Genomic DNA, 16,303 nt, shown 5'->3' with positions numbered 1-16,303 from the left:
CGCAGTCGAGCTACCGCACTTTGCGCTGCAGTGCGGGACGCGACTCGCTAGGCCAAACCCTGGAAACGACGCTGTGTTAAAGAATCATTGATGAAGGTCAAAATCGAGCTTCGTGTTTGGCCCGGACTAATGCATCATCTGCCTGCTTCACCAATGGGGGCGACGCTGGAGGTTTCATGGCTCGTTACATGGTGACATTCTTCAAGGACATTCTTGGCGACAACGGCCATCACGCCGAAGTCTGCCAACACCTGCTGGAGGTCGAAGCCGCCAACAGTGGCGACGCCACCGAACTGGCCAAACGTAAGTTTTGCGAAATCGAACGACTGTCGGACTGGTCGCTGCATGCCGATCGTCTGCGGGTTTCCGAGAGCGAGCGGCCGTTAGAGCAACAAGCCCCGCACTAGCGAGCGGATAAAGCTCCGGCGTCAGTCTGGGCGAACGCGCGGTGCGGCCTCGTCCTACTCGACCCCGCTGCGGACTCCTGACCCAGCGATGCTCCGGGCCATCCTTCGAGACGCCGGCTTCGCGCTCCGCACTGCGCCGGGCTCCTCAGGGTCTGACCGACAAAGCGATCAATGAAATCACGTGCTAACGCGTCTTGCGAGGAGCTCTTGCGACGAAGCAATCCAGCGCCACGCATGCGGCCCTGGATTGCTTCGCTTCTCAGTCGGCGCACCGCGCCGCGCTCAGTTCGCAATGACGACGAGATCCTGATTTTGCTCGCTGCTGTTTCGGTCAGACTCTCAGGACGACGCCATGGGTGGGGAAAGGCAGATCTGAAATTATCCGGCCGACGATAAGACGCTCAGCAGGTCGCCTTGCCGCAGCGGGCGATGCCGATTTTTTCCTTCAGCGCCTCGAGGCCGACCGCTCCGACCACCACCTGCTTGCCGATCACATAGCTCGGGGTGCCGTTCATGCCCATCGCTTCGGCGAGCTTGAAGTTCTCCTCGATGGTGGCGCGCACTTCCGGGCTGGCGATGTCCTTTTCCAGCCGCGCCATATCGAGCCCGGCGTCCTTGGCGGCGGCCATCGACCGCGCCTTGTCGGCCTGGCCGCGGCCGTTCAACAGCTTCTGATGGAAGTCGAGATATTTTTTGCCGGTGGGGTCCTGCATCCGCACCGCCACCGCGACTTGCGCTGCTTCCACCGAGCCCGGCCCGAGCACCGGGAATTCCTTCAGCACCACCTTGAGCTTCGGATCGTCCTTCATCAGCTCCAGCATGTCGATCATCGCGCGCTTGCAGTAGCCGCAATTGTAATCGAAGAACTCGACGAAGGAGACGTCGCCGTCCTTGTTGCCGAGCGTGACGCCGCGCGGCGAATTGAAGATGGTCTGGGCGTTCTGCGCGATCGCCGCCTTGTGCTTCTCGGCTTCGGCGATCGCCTGCCGCTTGCTCAGCTCGGCGGAGACCTCCTCGAGCACCTCAGGGTGCGCCAACAGATAGCTGCGCACGATGGTCTCGATCTGGCCGCGCTGGTCGTCGGTAAAAGCCTGCGCCGATGCGAGGCTCGGCATCGCGGCGAGGGCGAGCCCGAACAGGGCGGAGGCGAACAGGCGAAACGGCGGCATGGGCAAATCCTTTTGAGAATGCTGGTTCTTAAATGCTCGGAGCCGATTCTGCGACCGGATTACGCGGAATTTGTGGAGCGGGGCGTTACTTCTGTCCCGGCATCGGTTTGGTGGCGACGATGTCGTCGGCCTTGACCCAGCCGGGCGAGCCGACCGCGAAGCGGGTCTTGGCGCGGGAGGCGAGTTCGCGCGCAGTCTTGCCGTCGCCGCGCAGGAACGCGGCCTGCGCGGCGGCGAGGTCGGCCTGGGCGTAGTCGCCCTTGCGGCCATAGGCCATCGCCAGCTGCGAATAGCCGAGCGGCGCCTCGGTTTCGCGCGCCAGCGCCACGCGCAGGATGCCGATCGCCTCGTCGGTGGTGGCCTTGTTGTCGGAGGCGACCAGCGCCTGGCCGAGCAGCATCGCGATCAACGGCGCACCGTTCGTCATCGCCACCGCCTTGCGCAGCGGCGCCACCGCTTCCGCCGGCCGGCCGCCTTCCAGCAGCGCCTGGCCGCGCAGCTCGTAGAAATACGGATTGGCCGGCTGCTGCTGGATCAGGCCGTCGATTTGGCTCAGCGCCGAGCGCAGGTCGCCGTGCAGATAGGTGGCGATGGCGCGGGCGTAGCGCGCCGGCAGGGTGTCGTTGGACGGCGGATAGCGCCGATACACGGTGTCGGCCTTCTCCATGAAGCCGGAGGTCTTGGCGCGCATCATGTCGTGGCGCAATTGCAGCGCGGCGTCGTCCTTCTTGTCCCAATAGGGGCTGGAGCGCGCCAGGTCTTCCAGCGCGCGGACCCGCTCCGCGGGCATCGGATGCGATTGCGCGTAAGGGTCGGCGCCGCGCGCCGCGAACAGGCTGTCGTCGGTGAAGCGCTTGAAGGTCTCGTACATGCCCTTCGGCGATTGCCCGGTGGCGGTCAGGAATTTGACCCCGGCGCGGTCGGCGTTTTCCTCCTGCTGGCGCTGGTACGACAACAGGTTGCGGCGGATCATCTCCTGCGGCGCGCTCAACGCGGCCATGCCGATATTGCCGGCGGCGCCTTCGCTGCCGCTCTTGGCGCCGGCCACCATGGCGCCGACGCCGAGCATCATCGCCACGATCATCTGGGTTTGCGCCTGCGCCAATTGTTCGCGCAGCTTCGACAGATGGCCGCCGGCGAGATGGCCGGTTTCATGCGCCAGCACGCCGATCAGTTGGTTCGGGGTTTGCGACTGCATCAGCGCGCCGTAATTGACGAAGATCCGCCGGCCGTCGGCGACGAAGGCGTTGAAGGTCGGGTCGTTGATGATCGCGACCTGGATGTTCTGCTTTTCCAGCCCCGCGGTGCGCAGGATCGGCCGGGTGTAGTCGCGCAGCAGCTGCTCGATCTCGGTGTCGCGCAACAGCCTTGGGCCGTTGTTGCCCTGCTGGGCCAGCGATGGCTGCGGCGCCAACGCCAGCGCCGCGGCGACCAGCCACGCGGTCAGCCGAACGCCTGAACGATGAAGGGCCGCGCGGGCCGACGGATGCTGTGGTTTAATCATTGGCCATGGTTCGATTGCGGGATATGCCCTCACAAGCCCCGGAATGGGGCAGCAGCGCGGCGCTGCCGGGTTGACCCCCGATGCTGAATACAGCTGGAGATAGCAGATTTCGATGCACGATGCGACAGGGGCAGACCGCGCGAGGCGGGTTATCGAAGGTGTTTTGACGCCGTCCGCGCGCAGCGACGTGCCGCCGTTCATGGTGATGGACGTGATGGCGGCGGCGGAGCGGATTGAGGCCGCCGGCGGCCAGGTGATCCATCTCGAGGTCGGCCAGCCCGCCGCCGCGGCGCCGCGCAGCGCGATCGAAGCCGCGCAGGCCGCGCTGCAACAGGGCCGCATCGACTACACCTCGGCGCTCGGCATTCCCGCATTGCGCGAGCGAATCGCGCGACACTATCGCGAGGCCTATGGTTGTGCGATCGATGCCTCCCGCATCGTCGTCACCACCGGCTCCTCCGGCGCCTTTATTCTGGCGTTCCTTTCGATGTTCGAGCCCGGCGACCGTGTCGCAGTGACGGTGCCGGGCTATCCGCCGTATCGCCACATCCTCACCGCGCTCGGCTGCGAGCCGGTGCTGATCGAGACCCACAGCGAGACCCGCCACGCGCTGACCGGCGAGGCGTTGCTCGCAGCGCACCGCAAGACGCCGCTGCAGGGCGTGCTGGTGGCGAGCCCGGGCAATCCCACCGGCACCATGATGAGTCGCGAGGCGTTGACCGACCTGATCGCGGTCGCCGACCGCGAGGGCATCCGCTTCATCTCCGACGAGATCTATCATGGGCTCGATTATGCCTTTCCGGCGGTGACCGCCGCGGAATTGTCGCCGAACGCCGTCGTGATCAACTCGTTCTCGAAATATTTCTGCATGACAGGCTGGCGGGTCGGTTGGATGGTGGTTCCGGACGCCTTGGTGCGGCCGATCGAGCGGCTGCAGCAAAATCTCGCGATCTCGGTGCCGACGCTGTCGCAGATCGCGGCGGCGGCGGCGTTCGATGGCCGCGCCGAGATGGAACTGGTAAAGCGCGGCTATGAAGAAAACCGGCAAATCCTGATCGCAGGTCTGCCGGCAGCCGGCTTGAGCGATTTTCTGCCCGCCGACGGCGCCTTCTATCTCTATGCGGACGTCTCGAAGTTCACCGACGATAGTTTTGCGTTCGCCCAGCGCATGCTGCAGGAAGCCCATGTTGCCGCGACCCCCGGGGTCGATTTCGATCCGCTTCGCGGTCGCAGCTTCGTGCGGTTCTCCTATGCCCGCTCGGCCGCCGACATGCACGAGGCGGTGGCGCGGATCACCCGTTGGCTCGGCCAGCAAGCCTCGCGGCTCGGTTGAATTAGGCCATAGGATACTTGCGCCGCGTCCCGCTTGCCCGCTATAGCGAGACCGATAATTTCCTTCCCGGAGAATTCCCATGCCGATCGTTTCAGCCGCGCCCTCGGGCGCGAAAGGAAATGATGCTGCGCTGGCGACTTTGATCCGGCCATCCGAATTGTTCGCGGCGTCGTCGCCGCTCTGTGACGCTCTGCCGATCGAACTTGCCTGGGGTCGACGGAGCGCAAGCGTCCAACAATGACAGGCACATCCTTGGATCAATCCGGAGAGAATGCCCATGTCGGCGTTGACTGAGAGTTTCGGGCCCGTGCCATCGGCCAAGTCAAAGCCGCCGGCGGCCAGAAAACCCTGGTACAAGCTGCTCTATCTGCAAGTGCTGGTTGCCATCGTGCTCGGCGTGCTGCTCGGCTGGTTGTCGCCGCATATCGCGACCAACGAATGGGTCAAGGCGCTCGGCGACGGCTTCGTCAAATTGATCAAGATGGTGATCGCGCCGATCATCTTCTGCACCGTGGTGTCCGGCATCGCGCACATCCAGGACGCCCGCAAGGTCGGCCGGGTCGGCGTCAAGGCGCTGCTGTATTTCGAGGTGGTGTCGTCGTTCGCGCTGCTGATCGGCCTGGTCGTCGGCAACGTCGTGCAGATCGGCCATGGGCTGGGGGCGACCGGCGACGCCGCCGCGGTTTCCAAATACGTCAAGCAGGCCGAGGCGCAGCATTCGGTCGACTTCGTGCTCAATATCATTCCCGACAGCGTGGTCGGCGCCTTCGCCAAAGGCGACATCCTGCAGGTGCTGCTGTTCGCGATCCTGTTCGGCTTCGCGCTGATGACGCTGGGCGAGCGCGGCCATCGGCTGCGCGACGTCATCGACGACGCCTCGCATGCGGTGTTCGGCGTGATCGCCATCGTGATGAAGGCGGCGCCGGTCGGCGCGTTCGGCGCGATGGCGTTCACCATCGGCAAGTTCGGCCCGGCGGCGCTCGGCAACCTGATCGGCCTGATCGCGGTGTTCTACATCACCGCGGCGCTGTTCGTGGTGCTGGTGCTCGGCCTGATCGCCAAGATCGTCGGCTTCAACATCTTCAAGTTCCTGAAGTACATCAAGGATGAATTGCTGATCGTGCTCGGCACCAGCTCCTCGGAAAGCGCGCTGCCGCAGCTGATGGAGAAGCTGGAGCGGCTCGGCTGTTCGAAGTCGGTGGTGGGCCTGGTGGTTCCGACCGGCTATTCGTTCAATCTGGACGGCACCAACATCTACATGACGCTGGCGACGCTGTTCATCGCGCAAGCGCTCGGCGTCGACCTGACCTGGACCGAACAGCTCACCATCCTGTTGGTGGCGATGCTGACCTCGAAGGGCGCCAGCGGCGTCTCGGGCGCCGGCTTCATCACGCTCGCCGCGACGCTGTCGGTGGTCAACCCGGCGCTGGTGCCCGGCATGGCGATCGTGTTCTCGGTCGACAAGTTCATGAGCGAGGTGCGCGCACTCACCAACATCACCGGCAACGGCGTAGCCACGGTGTTCGTGTCGTGGTGGGAGAATGAACTCGATCACGACAAGCTGGCGGCGGCGCTGAACAAGACCATCGATCCGTCAGATATCGAGACCGCGGTCACCACCGGCTAAGTCGGCCGACGGCTCGCGCGCCGGAGCGCGGGCCGCGCAATCCTCCATCAAACGAAAACCGCCCAGCTGTGCCGGGCGGTTTTTTTGTCTACGGGCGCCGCGACGTCCCGTGTCCACGAGCTGACGTTCGCGCCACCGTGCACGCTCTGCGCGCGTGTTCGCATGGCGGACGTGGTGCGGCAACAGTTAGTAACAAGCCGAGACGTGATGTGCCGTTGTTGTCGGCAACGAATGCTGAAGCTTCATCCATCGTGCCGCGAGGAGTTGCAGACCGACCCCTCTTGCAAACGTCAAGCAATTCTAAATCGACACCGTTGCTTCCGCATCGTCGTTTCCCTACGCAGACACCAACTGGTGAACTGGGGGCTTTGGTGAGTTACTTCAAAAACAATAACAACCGTTGGTATGTTGGCGTGACGACAAGCGTTGTATCGTTGGGCTTGTTCGGCGCGGGCGCTTCTCAGAGCTCAGCGCAGACCGCAGCATCGCAGGACTTGCCGCAGATCGCGGTTCGTGCGCCGAAACAGGCAAAGCCCGTCGCGCGGCCCGCGGTTCGCCGCGCGGCCCGCGTCGCGCCACCGCCGGCTGCCGAAGCTGCGCGCGAACAGACGGCGCCACCGACGATGGGAACCACCCGGACGATCGGCGCGCCGGCGCCCGCCTATGCGGGCGGCCAAGTGGCGCAGGGCGGCACGCTCGGCCTGCTCGGCTCGACCAGCGTGATGAACGTGCCTTTCAGCGCGGTCAACTACACGTCGAAATTGATCGAGGATCAGCAGGCGCGCACCGCGGCGGACACCCTGATCAACGATTCGTCGGTGCGGACCACCACCGGCGCCAACGGGTTCGACGACACCTTCATCATTCGCGGGTTCGCGGTTTCCGCATCCGACATCGGTTTCAACGGTCTGTACGGGCTGGTGTCCTCGCAGCGTGTGCCGGCCGAGGTCATCGAACGGATTGAGCTGTTGAAGGGGCCCGGCGCGCTGATCAACGGTATCGCGCCGAGCGGCAGCATCGGCGGCGGCATCAACATCGTCACCAAGCGCGCGACCGACCAGGACTTTGCGCGGCTGACGCCGTTCTTCATGAGTACCGCCAATTACGGCCTGCATCTGGAGACCAGCAAGCGGTTCGGCGACCGCAAGGAGTGGGGCGTTCGCTTCAACGGCGTCGGACGCAACGGCGAGGCCTCGATCGACGACGGCAACGTGCAGTCCGGTCTCGGAGCGTTGGCGATCGACTATCGCGGGGATCGCCTGCGCTGGACGCTGGATTTGTTTTCGCAGAACGACAACACCGACAATTTCCGGCCGCAGATCAGCCTGTCGGCGCTTGCCACCGCCATCCCGGCGCCGCCCGATGCGCGAAGCAATTGGTACCCCGGAACAACGCTGCGGCAGAAGGACAATACGGTCGCGAGTGCCCTCGAATACGATCTAACCAACGCGCTGACCGCCTATGCCGGCGTCGGCTATCGCGAAGGCAGTAACAATCAGACCTTCCCGGTGTCCACGACCGCCGTCGATGCGCTCGGCAATTTCACCGTCCGCAATACTTATTACGACTCCTACACCAAGACCGTCAGCGGCAATGTGGGACTCCGCTCGCAATTCGACACCGGCTTCATCAGCCATAAGCTCAACGTCGCCTATACCGGTTTCTTCCAGGAAGCCGGCAACGCCTACATTCAAGGTGCAACCACGACGGCCTCCAACATCTACAATCCGTCGCCGCTGGCGGCGATCGCCGCGACGCGCACCGCGCCACGGCATTCCTCCGACACGACGCTGACCAGCGCGGCGATCGTCGACACGATGTCGCTTCTGAACGACGCGGTGCTACTGACCCTCGGCGTCCGCCAGCAAGACGTGAAGGTGGATAGCTTCAGCACCAGCAGCGGCGCCTTGACCAGCGGCTACGACGCCAGCGCGACAACGCCGCTCGCCGGCATCGTCGTCAAGCCTTGGCGGAACGTCTCGCTCTATGCGAACTACGCCGAGGGGCTGACCCGCGGCACCATCGTCGGCGCCGGCTATGCCAACACCGGTGCCGTGCTCGCGCCGTACAAATCCGAACAGCAAGAAGCCGGCGTAAAGGTCGATTGGGGCACCATAACCACCACCGCGGCGGTGTTTCAGATCAAGCGGCCGAGTTCGATCACCACGGCGTCCAACGAACTGGCCTACGATGGCGAACAGCGCAACCGCGGCGTGGAATTCTCCGCCTATGGCCTGATTTTGCCGAACCTGCGCGGCATGGCCAGCGCCACCTTCCTGAAGCCCGAACTGACCAATCCGAGCAATCCGGCTCAACGCGGCAACGACGCAGCCGGCGTTGCCGACAAGACGTTCTCCGCCGGGCTCGACTGGGATACGCCGTGGGTGAGCGGGCTCGCACTGAACGGTCGCGTGATCTACACGTCGGGTTCCTATCTCACGACCGCCAACACCGTGCGCTTCCCGGATTGGACCCGGGTCGACGTCGGCGCGCGCTACACCACCGCGATCAACGGCAAGCCCGTCACCTTCCGCGCCAATATCGAGAACCTGTTCGACAAGGACTACTGGCTGACCACCGGCACCTACGTGACGGTGGGAGCCCCGCGCACCTACATCGTCTCCGCGGCTTTCGATTTCTAATCGAAGCCGTCGGCTCTCATCGGCTTGCCATGCCCGCGCGCGGCGCGGGCATGGTGGCGTTTTCGGTCGGAGGTTAATCAGGGGTGTCTGACATGACGACGTTCTGCTTTGCCGCGGCGGACCTGCTCGGGGCCGGACGAAGCGACAAGCCGGCACTTCCGGGCAAATGAAGACGCTGGCCGATCGGGTTCGTTCGCAAGGCCCGCTGATCTCGCGGATCGTCGCCGCGCTGTTCGGCGGCTATGCGCTGGCCGCGCTTCTGAGCGTCGCCGTGCTGGCGCTGCCGATGAGTAAGCCCCAGGCGGTGCTGACCGGACAACTGGCGAGCTTTGCAATCTACGCCGGCGCCGTGATCTGGGTGTTCGCCGTGCGTAGCGCATGGAAGGCCTGGAGCGGTCTCGCCATCGTCGCCGCGGCGCTGTTGCCGCTGGCCTGGGCTGTGTCCTGATGAGGGCCGGCGCGTGACAGCGGACCATGATCAGCGACGCCCCGGCGTCCGGCAGAGCATGTCCAGCCTGCACACCTGGACCGGCCTGCTGCTCGGCTGGATTCTCTATGCGATGTTCCTGACCGGCACGGTGTCTTATTTCAAGGACGAGTTGTCGCAATGGATGCGACCGGAATTGCCGCGGCTGTCGCAACTTCCCGATCCGGCGGCGGTGGCGCAGCGGGTCGCCGACGAGGTCGGCAGGATTGCGGCCGGGACCTCGCAATGGAGTCTGCGTCTGCCCGACGCGCGTAACAACAGCGTCTTTGCGTTCTGGCGCGAACCGACGCGCGATCGCGGCCGGCGCGGCTTCGCTGAAGCCCACTTCGATCCCGCGACCGGTCAGCGCGTTTCGTCGCGCGACACCCAGGGCGGCGACTTCTTCTATCGCTTCCACTTCCAGTTCCACTACATGCCGGTGCTGTGGGGCAGGTGGCTTGCGGGAGCGGCGGCGATGGTGATGCTGGTGGCCATCATCGCCGGCGTCATCACTCACAAGAAGATCTTCGTCGATTTCTTCACCTTCCGCTGGGGCAAGGGGCAGCGCTCCTGGCTCGATGCGCATAATGCGCTGTCGGTGTTCGGGCTGCCGTTCCATCTGATGATCACCTACACCGGGCTGGTGACCTTGATGGCGCTCTACATGCCCTGGGGCGACCGCGCGGCATTCACGACCCCGGCCGAGCGCCAGCAACTGACCGCGCAGCTCAGTGCTTTCATCCAGCCCGGCCAACCGAGCGGGCAGAATGCGCCGTTGGCCTCGGTCGAAGACATGGTGCGGCAGGCCGAGCAACGCTGGGGCCGCGGCAGCGTCGGGCGCGTCAACGCCGTCAATCCCAAAGATGCGGCTGCGCGTGTGGCGGTGACTCGAAGCGATGCCGGCCGCGTCTCGATGAGCCCGCAATACATCGAGTTCGACGGGGCCAGCGGCCGATTACTTGCGGTGCACGACCAGGTCGGCGCGGCGGCCGAGACGCGCGGCGTGCTCTACGCGCTGCACCTGGCACGCTTCGGCGACACCGCGACGCGCTGGCTGTATTTTCTCGTCAGCTTCATGGGGACGGCCATGGTCGGCACCGGGCTGGTGATGTGGACGGTCAAGCGGCGACAAAAGCTGCCGGATCCGGACCGCCCGCATTTTGGTTTCCGGCTGGTGGAGCGGCTGAACATTGCGAGCATCGCGGGTCTGTCGATCGCGATGGCCGCATTTCTGTGGGGCAACCGCCTGCTGCCAGTTGCGTTGCAGGGCCGCGCCGGCCTGGAGATCGACGTCTTCTTCGTGGTTTGGGCGCTGGCGCTGCTACACGCCGTGCTGCGGCCGGCCCGGTCGGCGTGGATCGAACAGCTATGGCTCGCATCGGTGCTGTTGTTCTTCTTGCCGCTGCTCAATGCGCTGACCACGCAGCGTCCGCTCTGGCACAGCCTGGTGGCGGGCGACCGGGTGTTCGTCGGCATCGATCTGATGTGCTGGGCGCTGGCGGCGTTGCATGCGGTGGTCGCGATCGGCGTGGCCCGGCGGCGGAGCAATGTTGGGCCGCGGTGCAACAGCCATCCGAAGGCTGGCGTCAGCGCGATGCCCGGGGCGGGAGCATGATGGGTCATCTGGTCGCGGCTGCGTTATGCGTGGCTGGATTTGTTGCGTTGGCATTTTCGACGCTTCGACAGCAGCGCGACCTGGTCGGCAGGGCGCTGCCGCTGGCCGCGACGTCCATGTTTCGTGCCGCCGGCGCTGGCGCTCTCATCGCTGCGCTCGGCCTCCTTATCGCCAGACATGGCTGGGACCACGGCCTGGTGATGTTCAGCGGCCATAGCAGTCTAGCTGCCGGCATCGCGTATTGCGCACTGATCGCCTATGCGAGAATTCATCACCGTTCGTTGCCGCACCGCTAGTCAAGCCGCGGGCCGCGGCGCGCCGAAGACGGTCGTCACAGCAAGCGCGGCCTCGATGTTTCTGTCGCGACGGGACTCAAACAAAAACCGCCCGGGTTTACCGGGCGGTCTGTGTCGTTTGCGTTGCGCCTGAGCTTATTCGCCGCCGCCGAACCGGCGGGACCACCATCCGGCGCGTCGCGGCTGCGTCGCGGCTTCGGGGACGGCGCTTGCGTCGGGCGTCGGTTGCTCAGCCGGAGAGGCTTCACTGCCGGCGGCTTCGACGGGCGCCGGGGCGGCAGCTTGCGGCTCCGCCTCGGGCACCGTCTGAGTTTCGGCGACAGCCGGCGCCTCGTGGCCGAAGCTGACCTTTTCGCGGACCGTGGAGCGCCGCCGCACCGATCGCTCGGTCTCGGCAGGCGCTTCAGGCACCGGCTCGCTACGGGTTTCCTGAACCGCGTCCGAAGCCGGGGCCTCACTGACCGCAGCCGGTTGCTCCGGCTCGGCGCTGGGCTCGGGCGCGGAATACTGCTGCGGTTGCGGCTCGCCGACCGGATCCGGCGCCGGGCCATCGAGATCGCCGACCGCTAGCGTCAATTCGGAGTCCGCCGGGAAGCCCAGATCGTCGGTGATCGAGCCGGGCAAGCCGTCCTCGGGACCGCCGCGCCGACGCCGACCGCCGCGCCGACCGCGTCGCCGCGGCCGCCGTTCGCCATCCGGGCCTTGTTCGAGACGAGCCTCGCCGTCGCTCTCGGCACCCTCGTCGCCTTCATCGCTCTCAGCCAGTTCGGCGCCTTCGATCTGCTCGACGGCACCGACAGGCGCCGCACCAGCATCGGCTTCGTCGCGCAGCGGAGCGCCTTCGCGCGCCTCGCCGGCACGGCCGCGCCGCCGCCGCCGCCGCTTGCGCTTGCGCACCTCGGCTTCGGCTTCGGTTTCGCCGGGTTCGGCACCTTGCTGATCGTCGGCCAGACCGACGGTCTCGTCGGTTTCGATTTCGGCTTCGAATTCGAACTGGTCGTCGTCGTCATACGGTTCGTCGGGCTGCGGCGGGAAGGCTGCGACCTGCGCCGCCAGCAACGCCTTGGCGGCTTCCAGCGTGTGCACCTGCTCGCCGCGATCGATGACGAAGGACTGCTGCCCGGTCACGGTCGGATCGGCGATCACCGTCAGCGACACCCGGAAACTGTCTTCCAGATCGCGCAGATGGCCGCGCTTGTGGTTCAGCACGTAGAGCGCGACGTCGTTGCGGGTGCGCACGATCAGATTGTGCGTGGCGCCCTTCATCAGGATTTCTTCCAGGCCGCGCAGCAATTGCAGCGCCACCGATGCCACCGAACGGACGTGGCCGCTTCCGCCGCAATGCGGGCAGGGCTCGGTCGAGCTCTCCAGCACGCTGGCGCGGATGCGCTGCCGCGACATCTCCAACAGGCCGAAATGCGAGATCCGGCCGATCTGGATCCGCGCGCGGTCCTGCCGCAGGCAATCGCTGATCTTGCGTTCGACCGCGCGGTTGTTGCGCTTCTCCTCCATGTCGATGAAGTCGATCACGATCAGGCCGGCGAGATCGCGCAAGCGAAGCTGCCTTGCGACCTCCTCGGCGGCCTCGATGTTGGTCTTCAGCGCGGTGTCTTCGATATGGTGCTCGCGGGTCGAGCGCCCGGAGTTGACGTCGATCGAGACCAGCGCTTCGGTCTGGTTGATGACGATGTAGCCGCCGGAGCGCAGTTGCACGGTCGGCGAGAACATCGCATCGAGCTGGCTCTCGACCCCCATCCGCGAGAACAGCGGCTGGCCGTCGCGATACTGCTTCACCGCCCGGACGTTGGACGGCATCAGCATCTGCATGAAGTCGCGGGCTTCCTGATAGCCGGCTTCGCCGGCGACCTGGATCTCGTCGATCTCCTTATTATAGAGGTCGCGCAGCGAGCGCTTGATCAGCGAGCCTTCCTCGTAAACCAGCGTCGGCGCCTGCGACTTCAGCGTCATGTCGCGGACGGTTTCCCACATCCGGATCAGATATTCGAAGTCGCGCTTGATCTCCGGCTTGGTGCGCGAGGCGCCGGCGGTGCGCAGGATGATGCCCATGCCTTCCGGCACGTCGAGATCCTGCACCACTTCCTTCAGCCGGGAGCGATCCTGCGCCGAGGTGATCTTGCGGCTGATGCCGCCGCCGCGCGCGGTGTTCGGCATCAATACGGCATAGCGGCCGGCCAGCGACAGATAGGTGGTGAGTGCCGCGCCCTTGTTGCCGCGTTCTTCCTTGACCACCTGCACCAGCATCACCTGGCGGCGCTTGATGACCTCTTGGATCTTGTATTGCCGGCGCGGCCGGAAGGCGCGCTCCGGAACTTCTTCCAGCACGTCGTCGCCGCCGACCGACTCGACGATGTCTTCTTCGGCTTCTTCGCCGTCGTCTTCGTCATCATCCTCGTCGGCGTCGTCGTGATGCTCGTCCAGCGCGGCCGGCAGAGCGACGTCGAGATCGGCCACGAGGTCGTGGTCGCCGTCGACCCGGACGGCCTGCGGCGGCTCGATCGGGAACGGCGCGTCCTCGACGTAGCCGTCATCTTCGGCGTCGGCATCTGGAACCACCGGCGCAATCGCCGTGGCGGGATCGAATTCCGCCGCGGGAGCGTCGGCCGCAAAGTCGTGCGCCGCGGTGTCGACGGCGCGCGGCTGATCGTCGCCGCTCGCGCTGTCGGGGGCCTCGTGATGCTCGTACGGCTGCTCGGCGTGATCCTCGCCATGCGGCGGCTCGGTTCCGGCGGCGGCCTGATCCGGTTGCTGCTGATCGGGATGGCCGTGCTCGTGATCCTCGGACTGCGCGCCATCGGTCGCGACGGCGTCGATCACGTCGCTCTGCACCCGCTCGCCATTGCCGCGGCGGCGCGAATTGCGATGCCGGGGGCGGCGGCGGTTGGAGCGGTTCTCGCTTTCTTCCTCGGCTTCGCGGTGGGCGCGTTCGTCGGCCTCGATCAGCGCCAGCCGGTCGGCGACCGGGATCTGATAATAATCCGGGTGGATTTCGCTGAACGCCAGGAAGCCGTGGCGGTTGCCGCCGTATTCGATGAATGCCGCCTGCAACGACGGCTCCACCCGGGTGACCTTGGCGAGGTAGATGTTGCCGCGCAGTTGTTTGCGCTGGGCGGTCTCGAAATCAAACTCTTCGACGCGATTGCCGCGAACCACGACCACCCGGGTCTCTTCCGGATGGGTGGCGTCGATCAACATTTTGTTGGGCATTTCTGAACTCTTGACGGCGGCCTGCGCGCATGACGACACGCGCGCGGAGCGCGGCCGGGTGACGCGATGGTCCACCTGATTCGGGGGTGAGGGGAAGGCCGAAACGCAACCCGGAGCGCCGCGCCGACGCTGAGCCCGGGGCGTTGCAGCGCGCGAAGCTATTGCTTCGCAGCGGCGCGGCCTTTGCGTGGGATCTTGTCGGCAACACAGTCTGGCGCATCAAGCGTCGGCCCGTCTGATCAGATTGGCGGCAAGGGCGCCGCCTGGTTTCGCTGAAGGACCAGCGCGGCGCCGAAGCGCTCGCCGGCTAGGGTTCTCGCGGCCTTGCGGCCGAAAATCGGTCGTGAAGTGTCTGGTACCGCCCCTGGAGCGAAAATGACCGGGGATCGGAAGCCGCCTGGCAGAAAACCGCCGCTCTTGCTCAGCCGCGCGCTGCGCTGGCTTGGGAGGGGCAGAAGACACTGAATCCTCTTGAGACTATCCGAGAGGATTCGGCGTTGCACCGGGAGGCTGGACGCGACACAACCGTAAGTTATACCGTCAGCCCTTTTTACATACGTCGAATGGACGACGGTGGCAAGCGAAGCGTCGCAGGCCGGCAACACCGCACCGGAATCGGCCGTCGCGGATTAAGCTCCGGTTAACCGTGCGGTTCTAATGCCGTAAACAGCTATGCGGGGAGACCAGATTCGTTGCCGGGCAGCGCAAATCATAAATTTGTGTTGGGAGCGCTTGTCGCGTGCGCTGCAGCATTGCTGTGCCTGGGCGCCGCCGCCGCCGGTTCGGCCCCGGCTGAGTCGCCAGCATCGGCCGTCAGCCTGTTTCCAGTTGTATCCGATGCCCGGCTGGCCGGCGACGCCAAGCAGACCCGGTTCATCGTCGATCTCGACAGCAAGCTGCAGCACCGCGTCTTCACTCTGGCCGACCCGTACCGGGTGGTGGTCGATATTCCGCAGGTCATTTTTCGCCTGCCGGCCGGCGCCGGGACCAGCGGGCGCGGTTTGGTCAAGGCGTTTCGCTACGGCTTGGTGATGCCGGGCGGCTCGCGGATCGTGCTGGAATTGAACGGCCCGGCGAAGATCGAGTCCACTTATGTGCTCGACGCGGCCAATGGCCAGCCGCCGCGGCTGGTGATCGAGCTCGCAGCGGTGGACCGCACCGCCTTCGTGCAATCGCTCGACGCCGAGAGCCGGCCCGAGCTGCGGCCGGCCGTCGGCAGCGTCGACGCTGTCGCATCGGTTACGGCCGCGGCGCGACCGGCAGTTGTGACGCCGCTGGATTCCCGGCCGGTGGTGGTGCTCGACCCCGGCCATGGCGGCATCGACAACGGCACCCAGGCCGCCAGCGGCGAGGCGGAAAAGACCTTGGTGCTGGATTTCGCGCTGGCACTGCGCGATCGAATCGAAAAGGCCGGCAAATACCGCGTGGTGATGACCCGCACCGACGACACCTTCATTCCACTCGGTGAACGGGTGCGGATCGCGCGGGCGCAGTCCGCGGCGTTGTTCGTCTCGATCCACGCCGACGCGCTGCCGCGCGGCGAGGGCGACGCCCAGGGTGCCACCATCTATACGCTGTCGGACCGTGCCTCCGACGCCGAGGCCGAACGGCTGGCCGAATCGGAGAACAAGGCCGACGCCATCGGCGGCGTCAATCTGACCGAGGAGCCGACCGACGTCGCCGACATTCTGATCGACCTGGCGCAGCGCGAGACCAAGGGTTTTTCGAATCGATTCGCCCGAATCCTGATGACCGAAATGAAGAGTGCGGCGCGGATGCACAAACATCCGCTGAAATCCGCCGGCTTCAAGGTGTTGAAAGCGCCGGACGTGCCCTCGGTGTTGCTGGAATTGGGCTACGTCTCCAACAAGGGCGACCTGAAACAGCTGGTGTCGGAGAACTGGCGGACGCGGACGGTCGGCTCGGTGGCGCAGGCGGTCGACGCGTTCTTCGCCAAGCGGGTGGTTTCGGTCGGCGCACCGGACTGAAAAGCGCGCTGAAGCCCTAGTTTGGACACAG

11 protein-coding genes are annotated in these 16,303 nt (G+C 65.5%); 8 read left to right on the top strand and 3 right to left on the bottom strand.

Annotated elements, in window-relative coordinates; all coding sequences use genetic code 11:
• Window positions 1-176: 176 nt before the first annotated feature.
• Entirely contained in the window at window positions 177-407 is a 231-nt protein-coding gene (locus RPC_RS14355; protein ID WP_011473308.1) for a hypothetical protein, read from the top strand.
• Between the two features lie 401 nt (window positions 408-808).
• Here the strand turns inward: RPC_RS14355 and RPC_RS14350 are convergent, their stop codons facing one another.
• Complete coding sequence (locus RPC_RS14350) at window positions 809-1,576, bottom strand: DsbA family protein (RefSeq protein WP_011473306.1); 768 nt, start codon at window positions 1,574-1,576, stop codon at window positions 809-811.
• Between the two features lie 85 nt (window positions 1,577-1,661).
• Window positions 1,662-3,080, bottom strand: a complete 1,419-nt coding sequence (locus RPC_RS14345) for a M48 family metalloprotease (RefSeq protein WP_011473305.1) — start codon at window positions 3,078-3,080, stop codon at window positions 1,662-1,664.
• Between the two features lie 112 nt (window positions 3,081-3,192).
• Here RPC_RS14345 and RPC_RS14340 point away from each other — a divergent pair, with 112 nt between their 5' ends.
• The 6 genes from RPC_RS14340 (at window position 3,193) to RPC_RS14315 (ending at window position 11,059) form a co-directional block, all read left to right on the top strand.
• A complete protein-coding gene (locus RPC_RS14340) occupies window positions 3,193-4,413 on the top strand; it encodes a pyridoxal phosphate-dependent aminotransferase (protein WP_011473304.1) in 1,221 nt (406 codons plus the stop codon).
• Between the two features lie 277 nt (window positions 4,414-4,690).
• On the top strand, window positions 4,691-6,040 hold the full coding sequence (locus RPC_RS14335; RefSeq protein ID WP_011473303.1) for a dicarboxylate/amino acid:cation symporter: 1,350 nt from the start codon (window positions 4,691-4,693) through the stop codon (window positions 6,038-6,040).
• Between the two features lie 371 nt (window positions 6,041-6,411).
• Window positions 6,412-8,682, top strand: coding sequence for a TonB-dependent receptor (locus RPC_RS14330; RefSeq protein ID WP_011473302.1), 2,271 nt, complete (start codon window positions 6,412-6,414; stop codon window positions 8,680-8,682).
• A gap of 166 nt (window positions 8,683-8,848) precedes the next feature.
• Window positions 8,849-9,130, top strand: a complete 282-nt coding sequence (locus tag RPC_RS14325) for a DUF3649 domain-containing protein (RefSeq protein WP_011473301.1) — start codon at window positions 8,849-8,851, stop codon at window positions 9,128-9,130.
• A 58-nt stretch (window positions 9,131-9,188) separates the two neighbouring features.
• Entirely contained in the window at window positions 9,189-10,763 is a 1,575-nt protein-coding gene (locus RPC_RS14320) for a PepSY-associated TM helix domain-containing protein (protein ID WP_049766104.1), read from the top strand.
• Complete coding sequence (locus RPC_RS14315) at window positions 10,760-11,059, top strand: DUF3325 family protein (RefSeq protein ID WP_011473299.1); 300 nt, start codon at window positions 10,760-10,762, stop codon at window positions 11,057-11,059. The genes RPC_RS14320 and RPC_RS14315 overlap by 4 nt, the downstream gene beginning before the upstream one ends.
• Window positions 11,060-11,194: 135 nt before the next feature.
• Here RPC_RS14315 and RPC_RS14310 read toward each other — a convergent pair whose 3' ends face one another.
• The gene (locus RPC_RS14310) at window positions 11,195-14,284 is read right to left on the bottom strand and encodes a ribonuclease E/G (RefSeq protein ID WP_011473298.1); all 3,090 of its coding nucleotides are present in this window, start codon (window positions 14,282-14,284) and stop codon (window positions 11,195-11,197) included.
• Window positions 14,285-14,976: 692 nt separating this feature from the next.
• Between RPC_RS14310 and RPC_RS14305 the strand changes: the two genes are divergently transcribed.
• Entirely contained in the window at window positions 14,977-16,272 is a 1,296-nt protein-coding gene (locus RPC_RS14305; protein WP_011473297.1) for an N-acetylmuramoyl-L-alanine amidase, read from the top strand.
• Window positions 16,273-16,303: the final 31 nt, after the last annotated feature.

The organism is Rhodopseudomonas palustris BisB18 (genome assembly GCF_000013745.1).
Lineage (GTDB): Bacteria > Pseudomonadota > Alphaproteobacteria > Rhizobiales > Xanthobacteraceae > Rhodopseudomonas_A > Rhodopseudomonas_A palustris_F.
This window is presented reverse-complemented; position numbering and strand designations above follow the sequence as displayed.